The following is a 16,229-nucleotide window of genomic DNA, read 5'->3' as shown; positions in this document are numbered from 1 at the left end:
CATCTCCTTCTGAGGTGGTTTCGAGGCTCGCTTCGCTCGCACCTCAACCACCGGTCCTCAGCTCGTTCTTGAGCACCTTGCCCCCGAGGTTCCGGGGGAGGGCGTCGACCTTCGCCACGCTGCGCGGCACCTTGAAGTTCGCCAGCCGGTCCTTCGCGAAGGCGATCACGTCCCCCGGCGCGGCCGAGCCGACGACGTACGCCCTGCCGACCTCGCCCATCCGCTCGTCCGGCACGCCGACCACGGCGACGTCGTCCACACCGTCGAGGCGCATCAGCGCCTGCTCGACCTCGGCGGGATACACGTTGAAGCCGCCGCAGATGTACATGTCCTTGAGCCGGTCCGTGATCCGCAGGTTGCCGGCGGCGTCGAGCGTGCCGACGTCGCCGGTGTGCAGCCAGCCGTCGGCGTCGATCGCCGCCGCGGTGGCCTCGGGGTCGTCGAGGTAGCCGCGCATCACGTAGTCGCCGCGGACCAGCAGCTCGCCGGCGCCGGTCTCGTCCGGGGCGTCGATCCGGGTCTCCATGCCCGGGACCGCGCGCCCGCAGGTGGTGGCGACGAGCTCGGCGTCGTCGCCGTCGCGGGCCATGGTGACCACGACCGCCTCGGTCATCCCGAAGGCGGTGACCACCTGGTCGATCCCCAGGCCCTCGGGCGCGGCCTCGCGCATCCGCTCGATCAGCACCACCGGTACGACGGCGGCCCCCGTCACCGCGAGCCGCAGCGAGGAGAGGTCGTGCTCGCCGCGGGTCGGCGCGGTGAGCAGGGACTGGTAGATCGTCGGGGCGCCGGGCAGCACCGAGATCCGCTCGGACTCGATCAGCGCCAGGGTCGCGGCGACGTCGAACGTGGCGACCGGGTAGAGCGTGGCGCCGGTGGTCAGGCCGGTGACGATGCCGACCTTGTAGCCGAAGGAGTGGAAGAACGGGCTGATCACCAGGTAGCGGTCGGCCGCGGTGACGCCGCCGAGCTCGCCCCAGGTGCGAGCGACGCCGACGGTCTGCCGGTGCGCGGTCATCGCGCCCTTGGGGCGTCCGGTGGTGCCGGAGGTGAACAGGATGTCGGCGATGTCGTCGCCGGTCACCGCGTCGGCGCGGGTCTCGACGGCGCTGGCCTCGATCGCCTCGCCGCGCAGGGCGAGCGTGTCCAGGTCGGCCAGGTCGATGATCTCGGCCACCGCGGCGAGGCCGGAGGCGGCGCGCAGCTCGGTGATCTGGCCGCGGCCGAGGAAGCCGTCCGCGACGACGACGAGGCGGGCGCCGGACCGGTCCACGATGTCGGCCGCCTCGTGTCCCGTGTAGCGGGAGTTGAGGGGGACCAGGGTGCCGCCGGCGTAGGTGACGGCCAGCGCGGCCACCACCCAGTCGATGCTGTTCGGGGCCCACAGGCAGACCCGGTCGCCGGGCTGGAGGCCCGCCGCCACGTAGCCGCGCGCGGTCGCGCGCACCCGGTCCAGCAGCGCGGAGAACGAGACGGAGAGGTCGCCGTCCACGTACGCGGGATGCTCCCCGTGGGTCGCCGCGGCCGCGCGCAGCGCCGCCGGGATCGTCTCCGGCAGCGCCGCCGGAGCCTCCCCGGTCGGGGTCGTCTCGGTCATTCCTGGTCCTCCCCTGTCGGCCTACCAAGCATTTGCTTGGTAGGGTAGCACCGTGGACTTGACCGAGAGCGCGGAGGACCGCGCGTTCCGTGCGGAGATCCGCGACTGGTTGGCCGACAACCTGCGCGGCGAGTGGGGTGCCCTGCGTGGCCTCGGCGGCCCCGGGCGCGAGCACGAGGCGCACGACGAGCGGCTGGCCTGGAACCGGCACCTGGCCGCCCACGGGTGGACCGCCGTCGGCTGGCCGACCGAGCACGGCGGGCGTGGCCTGTCGCTGTGGCAGCAGGTGATCTTCCACGAGGAGTACGCCCGGTCCGGGGCCCCCGCCGGCGTCAACCACCTGGGTGAGCAGCTGCTGGGGCCGACGCTCATCGCGTTCGGCACCGAGGCGCAGCGGCAGCGATTCCTGCCCGAGATCGTTGCCGTGAACGAGCTGTGGGCGCAGGGCTACTCCGAGCCCGGCGCCGGCTCCGACCTGGCCGGCGTGCAGACGAAGGCGCGGCTCGACGGGGGAAGCTGGGTGATCGACGGCCAGAAGGTGTGGACCTCGATGGCCCACGTGGCCGACTGGTGCTTCGTCGTCGCGCGCACCGAGCAGGGCTCGCAGCGCCACCGCGGCCTCTCCTTCCTGCTCGTCCCGCTCCAGCAGGACGGTGTCGAGATCCGTCCCATCGAGCAGCTGACCAGCGGCTCGGAGTTCAACGAGGTCTTCTTCTCCGGTGCCCGCACCGACGCCGACCTGGTGGTCGGCGAGGTCGGCGCCGGGTGGGGCGTGGCGATGGGCCTGCTCGGCTTCGAGCGCGGCGTCTCCACCCTCGGCCAGACCGTCGGCTTCGCGCGCGAGCTGGACGACGTGGTCGCCCGCGCCAAGGAGAACGGCGCGATCGACGATCCCGTTCTCCGGGACAGGCTGGCGGGGCTCAAGGTCGACCTCACCGCGATCCGCAGCTTCGCGCTGCGGGCCCTCGCGCTGGTCGAGGGCGGGCAGGACTCCGCCGCCGGCGGCGGCGCCGGGTCGATCTTCAAGCTCGCCTGGGCGCAGTGGCACCGACGGCTCGGCGAGGTGGCGATGGACGTCGCCGGCGCCGACGGGCTGCTCACCCGGGCGGGGCGCGGGCTGAGCCAGGAGCACTACGACCTGGACGCGCACCAGCGCCTCTTCCTGTTCTCCCGTGCTGACACGATCTACGGCGGCAGCGACGAGATCCAGAAGAACATCCTCGCCGAGCGCGTGCTCGGCCTTCCCCGAGAGGCCAAGGGAGCCTGATGACCACGAGTAAGATCGAGCAGGCGATGCCCGACTACGTGCCCGGCCACGACCTGCTCGCCGGGAAGGTGGTCGTCGTGACGGCCGCCGCCGGCGCAGGCATCGGCGCCTCCGTCGTACGGCGGGCGCTGGAGGAGGGCGCGAAGGCGGTCGTCTTCAGCGACACCCATGCCCGCCGGTTGGCGGAGGCCGAGAAGGCGCTCGCGGAGGAGTTCGGCGGCCACCGGGTGCGCCAGCTCGTCTGCGACGTCACCGACGAGGACCAGGTCGTCGCGCTGCTCGACGCCGCCGAGGAGTTCGGCGGGGTCGACGTGATGATCAACAACGCGGGCCTCGGCGGCACCGCCGACATCCTGGAGATGACCGACGAGGAGTGGAGCCGGGTCCTCGACATCACCCTGACCGGCACGATGCGCTGCGTGCGCGCAGCGGGCCGCCGGATGGTCGACGCCGGCAAGCGCGGCGTGATCGTGAACAACGCGTCGGTCATCGGCTGGCGCGCCCAGGAGGGCCAGGCCCACTACGCCGCCGCGAAGGCGGGCGTGATGGCGCTGACCCGGTGCTCGGCCTCGGACCTGGCCCAGCACGGCATCCGGGTCAACGCCGTCTCGCCGAGCCTGGCGATGCACCCGTTCCTGGAGAAGGTGACCTCCGCGGAGCTGCTCGTCGAGCTCAAGCAGCGCGAGGCGTTCGGGCGGGCGGCGGCGCCCTGGGAGGTCGCCAACGTGATGGTCTTCCTGGCCAGCGACTACGCCTCGTACATGACCGGCGAGGTCGTCTCGGTGAGCAGTCAGCATGCCTGAGACGAGCACCCAGGCCCCGAAGGGAAGCACCTCGGGCCGCCGGGCCGAGCTGCTGCGGGTCGCGGCCGGCCTGTTCGCCGAGAAGGGGTTCCGCAACACCACGGTCCGCGACATCGCCGACGCCGCCGGCATCCTGTCGGGCAGCCTCTACCACCACTTCGACTCCAAGGAGTCGATGGTCGACGAGATCCTCTCCACCTTCCAGGAGCAGCTCTTCGCCCAGTACGACGAGATCCTGGCCAGCGGTGAGGACGCCCGCGCCAAGCTCGAGCGCGCCGTCCGCGTCTCGTTCGAGGCGATCGAGAACCACCACGACGAGGTGGCGATCTACCAGAACGACGCCGACCACCTCGGCACCTTCCCGCGGTTCGCCTACCTGGCCGACCGCAACGCCCAGTCCCGCCAGGTCTGGGTGACGCTGATCGAGGAGGGCGTGCGCACCGGCGTGCTGCGCGCGGACCTCGACGTCACCCTGACCTACCGGTTCATCCGCGACACCGTCTGGGTCGCGGTGCGCTGGTATCAGCCCGGTCGCGGCCTGACCCACACCGACATCGCCGACCAGTACGTGCGGATCCTGCTCGACGGGATCGCAAAGCCCGGTGGTTGAGGTGCGAGCGAAGCGAGCCTCGAAACCACCCATCGAAAGGACCGACCATGCCTGAGGCCTACATCGTCGACGCCGCCCGGACCGCCGTCGGCAAGCGCGGGGGAGCGCTCGCCGACGTGCACTCGGCCGACCTCGCGGCGCACACGCTCAACGCGCTGGTCGAGCGGACCGGCGTGGACCCGGGCGCCGTGGACGACGTGATCCTCGGCTGCTGCGACACCATCGGCTCGCAGGCCGGCGACGTCGCCCGCACCGCGTGGCTGGTCGCGGGCCTGCCGGACCACGTCCCCGGGGTCACCATCGACCGCCAGTGCGGCTCCTCCCAGCAGGCGGTCCACTTCGCGGCGCAGGGCGTGCTGTCCGGCACCCAGGACCTGGTCGTCGCCGGCGGCGTGCAGAACATGAGCGCCATCCCGATCTCGGCGGCGATGATCGTCGGCCAGCAGTACGGCTTCACCACGCCGTTCGCGGAGTCGCCCGGCTGGCTCAAGCGGTACGGCGACCAGGAGGTCAGCCAGTTCCGGTCGGCCGAGATGATCGCCGGCAGGTGGGACCTCTCGCGGGAGGAGATGGAGGCGTTCGCGCTGGCGTCGCACGAGCGGGCGCGCGCCGCGACGGCCGAAGGGCGGTTCGGGAACGAGATCGTCCCGCTCACGCTCGCCGACGGATCGGTGTTCGAGGTCGACCAGTGCCCGCGGGAGACCTCGCTGGAGAAGATGGCCGGCCTGGAGCCGCTGGCGCCCGGCGGCCGGATCACCGCGGCCGTCGCCTCGCAGATCTGCGACGGCGCCTCGGCGATGCTGATCGCCTCCGAGCAGGCGGTCGCCGACCACGGCCTGACGCCGCGGGCCCGGATCCACCACCTCTCGGTGCGCGGCGACGACCCGGTCTGGATGCTCACCGGACCGATCGAGGCGACCAAGCACGCGCTGGCCAAGGCGGGGATGACGATCGACGACATCGACCTCTTCGAGTGCAACGAGGCGTTCGCCTCTGTCGTACTGGCCTGGATGAAGGAGACCGGCGCGCCGCACGAGAAGGTCAACGTCAACGGCGGCGGGATCGCGCTGGGCCACCCGATCGGCGCCACCGGCACCCGGCTGATGACCACGCTGCTGAACGAGCTCGAGCGCACCGGCGGCCGGTTCGGCCTGCAGACCATGTGCGAGGGCGGTGGCCAGGCCAACGTGACGATCATCGAGCGGCTGGGCTGAGCGGAGCCTGGTCGCGGTGCGGGTCCTCGGGGTCGACGCCTGCCGCAAGGGCTGGGTCGGCGTCAGCGACGACGGCCGCGGCTACTTCGGCGTCACCATCGCGGCGCTGCTGGCGGCCGCCGACCGCGAAGGCCCGGTCTCGGTGGTGGGCATCGACATCCCGATCGGCCTGCCCACCGCGGGCGCGCGGGTAGCGGACCGGGTGGCCCGGGCGCTGGTCGGCGCCCGTTCGTCCTCGGTCTTCACCACGCCGGTGCGCGACGCGCTGCTCGCGCCGACGCACCGCGAGGCCACCGCGATCAACGTCGCGGTCACCGGGAAGGGGATCAGCCAGCAGGCCTACGCGCTGCGGCACAAGATCCTCGACGTCGACGGCTGGCTGCCCGCGGCCGGGCGCCCGGTCCTGGAGGTGCACCCCGAGGTCAGCTTCGCCACCGCGGCGGGCGGCCCGTTGCGGCACCCGAAGAGCACCTGGGCCGGGGGAGAGGAACGTCGGGCGATCCTCGCCGCCGTCGGCCTCGCGCCGCCCTCCGACCTGGGGCGCGCCGGGGAGTACGCCGGCGTGGACGACGTCCTCGACGCCGCGATCGCCGCCTGGTCCGCCCGCCGGTACGCCGACGGCCGCGCGATCTCCCATCCCGACCCGCCCGAGGACCTGGGCGGGGGAGTCGCCGCCGCGATCTGGGCCTGACGGCGCGGTGCCAGAGTGCCGATGCGCTTCGACCGGCTCAGTACGGGACGCGCCGTAGCGTGACGGCATGAACGCTGATCGACGACAGCGCATCGCCGCCTACGCCGTGCTGACCGACGCCCGTGGTCGCGTCCTGCTCGTCAGGGCCGCGCCCGCGGACTCGGGGCGGTGGTTCCTGCCGGGGGGAGGCGTCGAGTACGGCGAGCACCCCGAGGACGGCGTGCGGAGGGAGGTCGAGGAGGAGACGGGGCAGGTCGTCGCCGACCTCCACCTCGACCGGGTGTTGAGCGACGTCGGCAAGAACCAGGGGGCCGGCCTGCACAGCGTCAGGATCATCTACCGGGCGACGCTGGCCGAGGAACGGCCCCTGCGCAGCGAGGCGCCCGGCGGCAGCTCGGTCGAGGTTCGCTGGATCCCTCGCCGGGACGTGGCCGACCTGGACCTGGCGCCGTTCGTGCCGCTGGCCCTCGAGGCGCTCGCGTCGAGGTAGTGGCTCGCTGGTGGCCGGCCCGGTGCCGCGGAGGATCGGTCGCCGGCCGGGCAGGGCCGGGCAAGGCCGGGCCGGGCTTGGGTCGTGTGCCTGAGGCATCGGCACAGCGGGTTGCTGGGCACACGACCCTGCCCCGCCGCCTGGCGCTTCGGGTGTGTGCCCCACGCATCGCAATACCGGGCCCTCAGGCACACGACCCCGCCCACACGACCCCCGCCCTCGCGAACGGCTCAGGCCGGGACGGACAACCCCTCGAGCCACGCCTGCCAGGCCGGCTGCTCGCGCCGTGCGTAGTCCGCGGCGTCGGCGGAGAACAGGTAGGCCCGCACGCCGGCCGTCGCCCTGCCCTCGCCCTCGTCCCACGCGTAGACGCTGAGCATCCCTGGCACCGGCGCGGTGAGCCGGAGCAGGGTCTGCCGGTCGCCCACGCGCACGACGGTGCCGGTGGCGCCGCGCACCGCGGCGGCGGCGCCCTCCTCGCCCAGCCCGAGCGCGTCGCGCAGGGCCGACCAGAGGTCCTCCGCACCGCCGGGATGGGAGGCGGAGGCCTCCAGGTGGGTGGCCTCCTGGCCGGGGAAGTGCGCGAGGTAGAGGCGGAGGTTGTCGAAGAACGGCATCCAGCCCGGGGCCATGGTGTCCCAGAACTCCGACTCCCACGCGGCTCCGGTCCCGAAGCCGCTGCTGGTGACGCGCACGATGCAGGTGCCGCCGGACTGGGCCTCCACGACGAACTCAGACGTCAGCGGGCTGAGCGCGTCGGGGGCCTTGCCCATGAGGGCGGCCCAGTCCTCCTCGTAGACGAGGCGGTGGGGCGGGTCCCAGCGGGTGACCCGGCCGTCCGAGCCCATCTCCGGGCCCATGGTGAAGTGCAGGGAGCCGCCTTCGCGCTCCTCCATCTCGGTCGGCGTGAACCACGCGCTCATGCCCCGGGCGGTGGCGATGGCCTGCCAGACCTGGTCCGGGGTGCCCGGCACCTCGACGCTGAACTCCAGGCGGTACGGGACGTCGGGGGTGCTGCTCATGGGTTCTCCTCGGGAACGGGGTGGGCGGCGACGACGAGCCGGTGCGGGCGCCCGTCGTCGTGGTGGTAGCGGGCGGCCAGGTCGAGCACCGCGGCGGTGAGGTCGTCGGCGAAGGCGGCCCGGTCGGCGGCCGACCGGAAGCCGATCCGTGTGTCGATGGTCAGCGTCGGAAGGCGTGTGCCGGACGCGCCTGCGCGGCGCGCCAGGGCGCCGACCTCGCGCACGAGCCGGCCGGCCAGCGCGACGAGGTAGGCGGCCGAGAGGTGGTCGGCGTTGGCGTCGGGGTCGGCCGCGGACGCGCTGAGCGCCGCCGGCGAGACGACGTACGACGCCGCGGACGCCTGCAGCACCCGCTCGGTGATGCCGCCGTGCCGGCGCTCGTCGGCCAGCCCGACCAGGCCGTGCGCCTCGAGTGCCTTGAGGTGGTAGTTGACCTTCTGGCGGGCGATGCCGACCCGGGCGGCGAGCCCGGCGGCGGAGGCCGGGACGGCCAGCTCGCTCAGCAGTCGGGCGCGGACCGGGTCCAGGGCAGCGGCGGCTGCCTCCGTGCTCTCGATGACTTCGACGTCCTGCATCCCGTCACGATGCGCTTGACAAGAAATACTGTCAAGGGGCTACCGGGGAGATCCGTCACCCGACCGCACGCGCTTGCCGGTTCGCCGCCAGACTGGGCGCCGATGAGGATCGACCGGACCTGGATCGCGCCCGCGGTGGCCTGTGCCCTGATGGTGGGCACGGGCGCTCTGGGCGTCGCGCTCACCGTCGGCGGCGGTGCCCCGACAGTGTCGATCCCCGCCACCGACACGGTCGCGGCCGCGGCGGCGCCGTCGGCGGCCCCGTCGGCTTCGGCGCCGACACGTGCCGCGGCGGAGGGCGCGGGCGTCGGCGCCGGCGCCCCGGCGACGACGGCGCCGTCGATCGCGGACCTGGTCGCCCCGACCTGGGTCGAGGACACCGCCGAGGCCACCCGGATCCCGCCGCGGGCGCTCGCCGCCTACGCCGGCGCCACGCTCGCGACCCGGGCCAGCCACCCCGCGTGCGGGATCGGCTGGAACACGCTGGCCGCGATCGGACTCGTCGAGTCCGAGCACGGCTCCATCGGCGACGCTGAGCTCGACCGCCGGGGGAACGCCCGACCGCCGATCACCGGGGTCGCGCTGAACGGCGACGGCGTGGCCGCGATCGCCGACACCGACGACGGCGCGCTCGACGGTGACCCGGAGTGGGACCGCGCCGTCGGGCCGATGCAGTTCATCCCCGCCACCTGGATCGCCTTCGCCGTCGACGGCAGCGGCGACGGCGTGGCCGACGCGCAGAACCTCGACGACGCCGCCCTGACCGCGGCCGCCTACCTGTGCACCGCGGGCGGCGACCTGACCCAGCCCGACTCCTGGATCCGGGCGGTGACGGCCTTCAACCACGACGTCGCCTACGTCAACCGGGTGGCGGAGGCCGCCACGGCGTACGGGAACGCCGTCGGATGAGCGGCGACCGGCCCGGCGCGTAGGCGGGCGGCGGGTATCGATCGGGCGTCCGTGGCGGCCTCTCGATACCATCGAGTGACGCCCGGATCCGGGCGTCGTCCCGCCAGACCCATCAGCCAGCCCAGGAGGCAGCGCAGTGTCCGAGATCAAGGTCGCCCGAATCCACGCCGGTGAGCGTGAGGAGCGGGTGACCACTACGGGCACCAAGGCCTGGGAGCTCTTCGCCGACCACACCGACGTCATCGCGGCCCGTGTCGGCGGCGAGCTGAAGGACCTCTCCTACGAGCTGGCCGACGGCGACGCCGTCGAGTCGGTCGAGATCGGCAGCGCCGACGGGCTCGACATCCTCCGGCACTCGACCGCCCACGTGCTGGCCCAGGCGGTGCAGCAGGTCTTCCCCGAGGCGAAGCTCGGCATCGGCCCGCCGGTGGAGAACGGCTTCTACTACGACTTCGACGTCGAGACCCCGTTCGTCCCCGAGGACCTGGTCAAGCTCGAGTCGGCGATGCGCAAGATCATCAAGGAGAACCAGCGGTTCTCCCGCCGCGTCACCGCCGACGCGGACGCGCTGGTCGAGCTGGCCGACGAGCCGTACAAGCTCGAGCTGATCGGCCTCAAGGGCGGGGCCGCGGATGACACGGAGGGCGCCAGCGTCGAGGTGGGCGGCGGCGAGCTGACCATCTACGACAACATCAACCGCAAGGGCGAGGTCGCCTGGAAGGACCTCTGCCGCGGCCCGCACCTGCCGACCACCAAGCGGATCCCCGCCTTCAAGCTGATGCGCAGCGCGGCGGCGTACTGGCGCGGCGACGAGAAGAACAAGCAGCTGCAGCGGATCTACGGCACCGCCTGGCCGAGCAAAGAGGAGCTCGAGGAGCACCTCCACCGGCTCGAGGAGGCCGAGCGTCGCGACCACCGCAAGCTCGGCCGCGAGCTGGACCTGTTCAGCTTCCCCGACGAGATCGGCTCCGGCCTGCCCGTCTTCCACCCCAAGGGCGGCGTGCTCAAGCGGGAGATGGAGGACTACGTCCGCCAGCGGCACATCGAGGAGGGCTTCTCCTACGTCGGCACCCCGCACATCACCAAGGACGGCCTGTTCCACACCTCGGGCCACCTGCCGCACTACGCGGACACCATGTTCCCGCCGATGGAGTTCGAGGGCGCGAACTACCAGCTGAAGGCGATGAACTGCCCGATGCACAACCTGATCTTCTCCAGCCGCGGTCGCTCCTACCGCGAGCTGCCGCTGCGGCTGTTCGAGTTCGGCAGCGTGTACCGGTACGAGAAGTCCGGCGTCATCCACGGCCTGACCCGCGTCCGCGGCTTCGCCCAGGACGACTCGCACTCCTACTGCACCGCCGAGCAGGCCCCCGACGAGGTCAAGCACCTGCTGAACTTCATGCTCAGCGTGCTGCGCGACTTCGGGCTCGACGACTTCTACCTGGAGCTGTCGACCCGCGACGACGCCAAGAAGGACAAGTTCATCGGCAGCGACGAGGACTGGGCCACCGCGACCGCGATCCTCGAGCAGGTCGGCACCGAGACCGGCCTCGACCTGGTCCCGGACCCGGGCGGCGCGGCGTTCTACGGCCCCAAGATCTCGGTCCAGGCGAAGGACGCGATCGGCCGCACCTGGCAGATGGGCACCGTGCAGTACGACTTCAACCAGCCGGCGCGGTTCGGCCTGGAGTACACCGCCGCGGGCGGTGAGAAGAAGCAGCCGGTGATGATCCACTCGGCGAAGTTCGGCTCCATCGAGCGGTTCCTCGGCGTGCTGGTCGAGCACTACGCGGGCGCCTTCCCTCCGTGGCTCGCCCCGGTCCAGGTGCAGGGCATCCCGATCGCGGAGCGGCACACGGACTACCTGGACGAGGTCGCCAAGGAGCTGCGCAAGAAGGGCATCCGGGTGGAGATCGACCACTCGGACGACCGGATGCAGAAGAAGATCCGCAACGCGCAGCTGCAGAAGGTGCCGTTCATGGTGATCGCCGGCGACGACGACGTCGAGGCGGGCGCGGTCAGCTTCCGCTACCGCGACGGCCGCCAGGACAACGGCGTGCCGATCGCCGAGGCGATCGAGCGGGTGGTCTCCGCGGTCGCGGCCCGCGAGCAGGTCTGAGGCGGTAGCGTCCGGCCGTGCTCCGTCCACGCCGGCCGCGCCGCGCCCCGCTCCGCCTCGCGGCGGCGGTGGCCGCCGCCGTGCTGGCGACCGGCTGCGCCGGGGGTGGGGCCGGCGCGGACGGCACGACGGGTGCCGACGGGTCGGGTGATCCCGGCTCCGCGTCGGCCGGCTCCGGCATGCCGTCGGGGACCTCGAAGTCCCGGGGCGGCGACGGCGGCACGGCCGCCGACCCCGGCTCGGACGCGGGCGAGCTGGCCGACCTCGCCGAGAAGCTGGCCCAGGGGAGCGACAGCGAGGACGTCGAGGCGCGCGACGGCACCGTGATCGGCGCCGACATCAGCTGGCCGCAGTGCCCGCGGGGGATGGGCATCCCCGAGAAGCGGAGCCAGGGGATGCCGATGCCCCTGCCCCGGGCCGAGTTCGTCGTCGTCGGCCTCACCAACGGTCCCGGCTTCACCGCGAACCCGTGCCTGGCCGACCAGGTGGACTGGGTGGTCGCGCACCGGCTGCTGCTGTCGGCGTACGCCGTCGCCAGCTATCCGGACCGCGCCACCCTGGCCGAGTACGGCGACCAGGGGCCGTTCGACGGCGCGGCCCGACTCGGCCGGCTGCGCAACGTCGGCTACCAGCAGGCCCGGTTCAACATCGGCTCGATCGGCGCCGCCGGCCTGCAGACCCCGATCGTGTGGATCGACGTCGAGCCCGTGCCGGACTTCGAGTGGAGCGGCGACGCCGCCGCGAACGCGGCGGTCGTCGAGGGGCTGGAACGCGGCTACACCGACGCCGGGTACGACGTCGGGGTGTACTCCACGCCCCACCTCTGGGCAGGCGTGGTCGGCGACCTGGCGCTCGGCGTGCCCGAGTGGCGTGCGGCCGGCCAGACCTCGGCCGCGGAAGCACTCTCCCGGTGCGGCGAGGACTGGTCGATCCAGGGCGGAGAGGGGATCCTGGGGCAGTGGGTGGAGGACCGGCGCGACCACAACCTGACCTGCCCCGGGACCGAATCGGATCTCGGTCGTTGGTTCCACCAGACGTGAGTCGGCCGGCCACCCGCTACGCTGCCCCGCCTGGGGGAGCAGTGGTCGGCTTCGACGGATGGACGGTGCAGTGACGGGGAAAGCTCCTGACGGTCGTCAGGCGCGGTGGGACGCGCACAACAAGGCCCGACGGCGCGCGATCATCGACGCGGCGATCGACGCCCTGGAGAGCCACCGTCCCGGCGAGGAGGTCCAGCTCCAGGCCGTCGCCGAGGCGGCGGGGATGGCGCGGACGGTCGTCTACCGGCACTTCGACGACCGTGCCGACCTGGACCGCGCCGTGCAGAAGGCGGTCTTCGCCCGCATCGGCGAGGAGCTGCTGCCGGCGCTGGTCCCCGACGCGACCCCGCGGGAGATCACCGCTCGCGTCGTGGGTGCCTTCGTGCGCTGGGCCGTCGAGCACCCGAGCCTGATCTGGTTCGCCGGGCGCGACCTCCCCGGTGCGGGCCCGAGCCCGATGACCACGGCCATCGAGAACCTGGCCGCGGGCGTCGAGGCGCTGATGGAGACCGTCGTCGGCTCGGTCGACGCCGACCTGAACGCCGACGACCGTGCCGCCCTGGACCCGTGGGTCTTCGGCATGATCAGCGGCGTCTTCGCCTCCGTACGGCGTTGGCTCGGTCGCGATGAGCGCGTGCCCGACACCGAGGTGTTCATCGGCATCCTCGCCGAGTCGTTCTACTCGCAGGTCGACGGCCTGGCCGCCAGCCGCGGCATCGACCTCGCGGCGGTCCCGGTCACCGAGCTCCTGCAGCCGCTCGGCGGTGTCCACCAGTGAGCGAGGGCGACGGCCTGGAGCGGCTCTGGACACCGCACCGGATGTCCTACGTGCGCGGCGAGGAGAAGGACGGGCCGGGGCCCGCAGGCCCGCCGAAGCCGGAGTGCCCCTTCTGCCGGATCACCCCCGACCCGGCCACCTCCACCGACGACAACCTCGTCGTCGTGCGGGGGGAGACGTGCTACGTGGTGCTCAACCTCTACCCGTACAACCCCGGCCACCTGATGGTGCTGCCGTACCGGCACGTGGCCGACTACACCGACCTCGACAAGGACGAGACGATCGAGGTCGCGGTGCTCACGCAGCAGGCGCTCGCCACGATCCGCCGGGTCTCCCAGCCGCACGCCTTCAACGTGGGGCTCAACCTCGGCGGCCCGGCCGGCGGGTCGCTCTCGGCGCACCTGCACCAGCACGTCGTGCCGCGCTGGTCCGGTGATGCGAACTTCATGACCGTGCTGTCCGGGACCAAGGTGCTCCCGCAGCTGCTGGAGGACACCCGGGAGCTGCTGGCCGACGCCTGGGGCTGACGAGCGGCCCAGCGGACCGCCCGCGGTGGCGGGGCTGCCAGGGCGGCCGGAGCCGCGGCCGGTTAGGGTGCTCGCGATGTTGGAGCGATTCAAGGACTTCTGGCAGGGCGTCGTGCTGATGCCCTTCGTCCGCCTGTTCATCCGCCTCGGGATCAGCCCGGACGCGGTCACCCTCGTCGGCACCCTCGGCGTGGTCGCCGGTGCGCTGATCTTCTTCCCCCAGGGGAAGCTGCTGGCGGGTGTCCTGTTCATCACCGCGTTCGTCTTCAGCGACCTGGTCGACGGGGCGATGGCCCGCCAGCTCGGGCGCAAGTCGCGGTTCGGCGCGTTCTGGGACTCGACCCTGGACCGGATCGGCGACGGCGCGGTCTTCGGCGGGCTGGCGCTCTACTTCGCCGGCACCGGAGCCGACCAGGGCGACAGCTACCTCTACCTGTGCCTGACGCTCTACTGCCTGGTGATGGGCTCGGTCACCTCCTACGCGCGGGCGCGGGCGGAGTCGCTCGGCATGGACGCCAAGGGCGGCATCGCGGAGCGGGCCGACCGGCTGGTCTCGATCCTGGTGATGACCGGCCTGGCCGGCATCTTCGATGCCCCGGTCCTGATCTACGTGACGCTGTGGGCGCTGGCGTTCGCCAACACCTACACCGTCGGCTTCCGGGTGCTGAAGGTCTACCGCCAGGCCGTCGTGCTCGACGCCGAGACCGAGGCCAGCACCGATGGGGGACCCCGCTCGGAGTGAGCGGCACCACAACGACCTAGACTCGTTCGTATGAGCGAGCAGCAGGACTTCACCGGCACCACCCGGGTCAAGCGCGGCATGGCCGAGATGCTGAAGGGCGGCGTGATCATGGACGTGGTCACGCCCGAGCAGGCCAAGATCGCCGAGGACGCCGGAGCGGTCGCCGTGATGGCGCTCGAGCGCGTCCCGGCCGACATCCGCGCCCAGGGCGGCGTCTCCCGGATGAGCGACCCCGACATGATCGACGGCATCATCGAGGCCGTCTCCATCCCCGTGATGGCCAAGGCCCGGATCGGCCACTTCGCCGAGGCGCAGGTGCTCCAGTCGCTCGGCGTCGACTACATCGACGAGTCCGAGGTGCTGACCCCGGCCGACTACGCGAACCACATCGACAAGTGGGGCTTCACCGTGCCGTTCGTCTGCGGCGCGACCAACCTCGGCGAGGCGCTGCGCCGGATCACCGAGGGAGCAGCGATGATCCGCTCCAAGGGCGAGGCCGGCACCGGCGACGTGTCCAACGCCGTCACCCACATGCGGACCATCCGCAAGGAGATCCGCCGGCTCGGCTCGCTGGCCACCGACGAGCTGTACGTCGCCGCCAAGGAGCTGCAGGCGCCGTACGACCTGGTGGTCGAGGTGGCCCGCACCGGCAAGCTCCCGGTCGTGCTCTTCACCGCCGGCGGCATCGCCACCCCGGCGGACGCGGCGATGATGATGCAGCTCGGCGCCGAGGGTGTCTTCGTCGGCTCGGGCATCTTCAAGTCGGGCAACCCCGCGCAGCGCGCCGAGGCGATCGTGAAGGCGACGACCTTCTACGACGACCCCGACGTGGTCGCCAAGGTCTCCCGCGGACTGGGCGAGGCGATGGTCGGCATCAACGTGGAGGAGATCCCGCAGCCGCACCGACTCGCCGAACGCGGTTGGTGACAAGCCTCACTTTCTTTACCTTCTCCCCCCTCAAGTACGGGTGACGCCGGTCGAAAGGGACCTTGTCAAGACCCATGCCTGAGGGGGGAAGAATGGGATCTGGGGACAGCGGGAAGCATTTGGTTTCCCGACCAGAGGGAAAGGAAGACCGGCGACGGGGAGGCTGGCTCTGGCTGGCCGGTGCCGCCGGTGCGGGGCTGCTGGTGCTGGGCGTCAACGGGACGCTCGGTGCGTGGAGCACCGCGATCATCACCAACAACACCAACACCGTCGAGGCCGTCGACTCGGTCGCGCTGCAGGAGACCTCGGCCACCGCGCCGGGGGGCACCTGCACGACCGTCAGCGGTAGCGACAACACCGTCACCTGCGCGATCGACGCCTATGGCGGGGCGGAGGGAAGCCCGCTCGACCCCGACGGCGTCAACTCGAACTCCGAGACGCTCACGTTCGAGAACGTGGGTACCGGTCCGGGCGACCTGACGCTGGAGGCGGAGTCCTGCAGCAACAGCGGCGGTGCTCCGACGGCCACCAACGACATCTGCGACGTCGTCACCGTCGAGATCACCTGCGCGTCCGCCAACGCCTACGGTCCGGGGGCGCTCAGTGCGTTCTTCACCGCCACCGACGGCTCGCCGGTCACGATCGCGAACCTCGACTCCGGTGACACGGTCTCGTGCGACGTCGTGGTGACGCTGCCGACGACCGCGCCCGCGGACGTCGCCGGTCAGACCGGGACGCAGTCGATCGTCTGGACGCTCTCCTAGCGGCGAGCGATGACCAGGGGGCAGCACATGTCGGGCAGCCCGGCGCCGAAGGGGCGCCGGGCCGCTCGGCCTGGTCGCCGAGGTGTTCGGCCGCCGCCGGATCTTCGTGCCGATGACCCGGGTGACCAACATCGACTCCGGGCAGGTCTACACC

General features: G+C 72.3%; 17 protein-coding genes. 14 read left to right on the top strand and 3 right to left on the bottom strand.

The window, feature by feature from the left end:
• Positions 1-43: 43 nt before the first annotated feature.
• Complete coding sequence (locus ABLM29_RS06215; RefSeq protein ID WP_349713112.1) at positions 44-1,597, bottom strand: FadD3 family acyl-CoA ligase; 1,554 nt, start codon at positions 1,595-1,597, stop codon at positions 44-46.
• A gap of 52 nt (positions 1,598-1,649) precedes the next feature.
• Between ABLM29_RS06215 and ABLM29_RS06210 the strand changes: the two genes are divergently transcribed.
• The 6 genes from ABLM29_RS06210 to ABLM29_RS06185 all read left to right on the top strand — a co-directional run bounded on the left by ABLM29_RS06210 (position 1,650) and on the right by ABLM29_RS06185 (position 6,672).
• A complete protein-coding gene (locus tag ABLM29_RS06210; RefSeq protein ID WP_349713110.1) occupies positions 1,650-2,864 on the top strand; it encodes an acyl-CoA dehydrogenase family protein in 1,215 nt (404 codons plus the stop codon).
• Positions 2,864-3,667: an SDR family oxidoreductase gene (locus ABLM29_RS06205; protein WP_349713109.1), complete on the top strand. Its 804-nt coding sequence runs from the start codon at positions 2,864-2,866 to the stop codon at positions 3,665-3,667. Before ABLM29_RS06210 ends, ABLM29_RS06205 begins: the two co-directional genes overlap by 1 nt.
• Complete coding sequence (locus tag ABLM29_RS06200; protein WP_349713107.1) at positions 3,660-4,277, top strand: TetR/AcrR family transcriptional regulator; 618 nt, start codon at positions 3,660-3,662, stop codon at positions 4,275-4,277. The genes ABLM29_RS06205 and ABLM29_RS06200 overlap by 8 nt, the downstream gene beginning before the upstream one ends.
• Positions 4,278-4,324: 47 nt before the next feature.
• Complete coding sequence (locus tag ABLM29_RS06195) at positions 4,325-5,491, top strand: acetyl-CoA C-acetyltransferase (protein WP_349713105.1); 1,167 nt, start codon at positions 4,325-4,327, stop codon at positions 5,489-5,491.
• 16 nt (positions 5,492-5,507) lie between these two features.
• The gene (locus tag ABLM29_RS06190; RefSeq protein ID WP_349713103.1) at positions 5,508-6,182 is read left to right on the top strand and encodes a DUF429 domain-containing protein; all 675 of its coding nucleotides are present in this window, start codon (positions 5,508-5,510) and stop codon (positions 6,180-6,182) included.
• 67 nt (positions 6,183-6,249) lie between these two features.
• On the top strand, positions 6,250-6,672 hold the full coding sequence (locus tag ABLM29_RS06185) for an NUDIX hydrolase (RefSeq protein WP_349713101.1): 423 nt from the start codon (positions 6,250-6,252) through the stop codon (positions 6,670-6,672).
• 230 nt (positions 6,673-6,902) lie between these two features.
• On the opposite strand, the gene ABLM29_RS06180 is transcribed toward ABLM29_RS06185, so the two are convergent.
• Positions 6,903-7,694, bottom strand: a complete 792-nt coding sequence (locus ABLM29_RS06180) for an SRPBCC family protein (protein ID WP_349713099.1) — start codon at positions 7,692-7,694, stop codon at positions 6,903-6,905.
• Positions 7,691-8,269, bottom strand: coding sequence for an ArsR/SmtB family transcription factor (locus tag ABLM29_RS06175; RefSeq protein WP_349713098.1), 579 nt, complete (start codon positions 8,267-8,269; stop codon positions 7,691-7,693). The genes ABLM29_RS06180 and ABLM29_RS06175 overlap by 4 nt, the downstream gene beginning before the upstream one ends.
• A 102-nt stretch (positions 8,270-8,371) precedes the next feature.
• Between ABLM29_RS06175 and ABLM29_RS06170 the strand changes: the two genes are divergently transcribed.
• From ABLM29_RS06170 to ABLM29_RS06135, 8 genes are all read left to right on the top strand, one after another.
• Positions 8,372-9,178: a lytic murein transglycosylase gene (locus ABLM29_RS06170; RefSeq protein ID WP_349713097.1), complete on the top strand. Its 807-nt coding sequence runs from the start codon at positions 8,372-8,374 to the stop codon at positions 9,176-9,178.
• 136 nt (positions 9,179-9,314) lie between these two features.
• The gene (thrS, locus tag ABLM29_RS06165) at positions 9,315-11,297 is read left to right on the top strand and encodes a threonine--tRNA ligase (RefSeq protein WP_349713095.1); all 1,983 of its coding nucleotides are present in this window, start codon (positions 9,315-9,317) and stop codon (positions 11,295-11,297) included.
• Between the two features lie 17 nt (positions 11,298-11,314).
• Positions 11,315-12,337: a glycoside hydrolase family 25 domain-containing protein gene (locus ABLM29_RS06160; RefSeq protein ID WP_349713094.1), complete on the top strand. Its 1,023-nt coding sequence runs from the start codon at positions 11,315-11,317 to the stop codon at positions 12,335-12,337.
• Positions 12,338-12,395: 58 nt separating this feature from the next.
• Positions 12,396-13,115, top strand: a complete 720-nt coding sequence (locus ABLM29_RS06155) for a TetR/AcrR family transcriptional regulator (RefSeq protein WP_349713093.1) — start codon at positions 12,396-12,398, stop codon at positions 13,113-13,115.
• Positions 13,116-13,156: 41 nt separating this feature from the next.
• A complete protein-coding gene (locus ABLM29_RS06150) occupies positions 13,157-13,642 on the top strand; it encodes an HIT family protein (RefSeq protein WP_349713231.1) in 486 nt (161 codons plus the stop codon).
• Between the two features lie 76 nt (positions 13,643-13,718).
• Positions 13,719-14,384: a phosphatidylinositol phosphate synthase gene (gene pgsA, locus ABLM29_RS06145; RefSeq protein WP_349713092.1), complete on the top strand. Its 666-nt coding sequence runs from the start codon at positions 13,719-13,721 to the stop codon at positions 14,382-14,384.
• A 30-nt stretch (positions 14,385-14,414) separates the two neighbouring features.
• Positions 14,415-15,311, top strand: coding sequence for a pyridoxal 5'-phosphate synthase lyase subunit PdxS (gene pdxS, locus ABLM29_RS06140; protein WP_349713091.1), 897 nt, complete (start codon positions 14,415-14,417; stop codon positions 15,309-15,311).
• A gap of 203 nt (positions 15,312-15,514) precedes the next feature.
• Complete coding sequence (locus ABLM29_RS06135; RefSeq protein ID WP_349713090.1) at positions 15,515-16,075, top strand: hypothetical protein; 561 nt, start codon at positions 15,515-15,517, stop codon at positions 16,073-16,075.
• Positions 16,076-16,229: the final 154 nt, after the last annotated feature.

The organism is Nocardioides sp. YIM 152588 (assembly GCF_040191335.1).
In the GTDB taxonomy this organism is placed as follows: domain Bacteria; phylum Actinomycetota; class Actinomycetes; order Propionibacteriales; family Nocardioidaceae; genus Nocardioides.
This window is presented reverse-complemented; position numbering and strand designations above follow the sequence as displayed.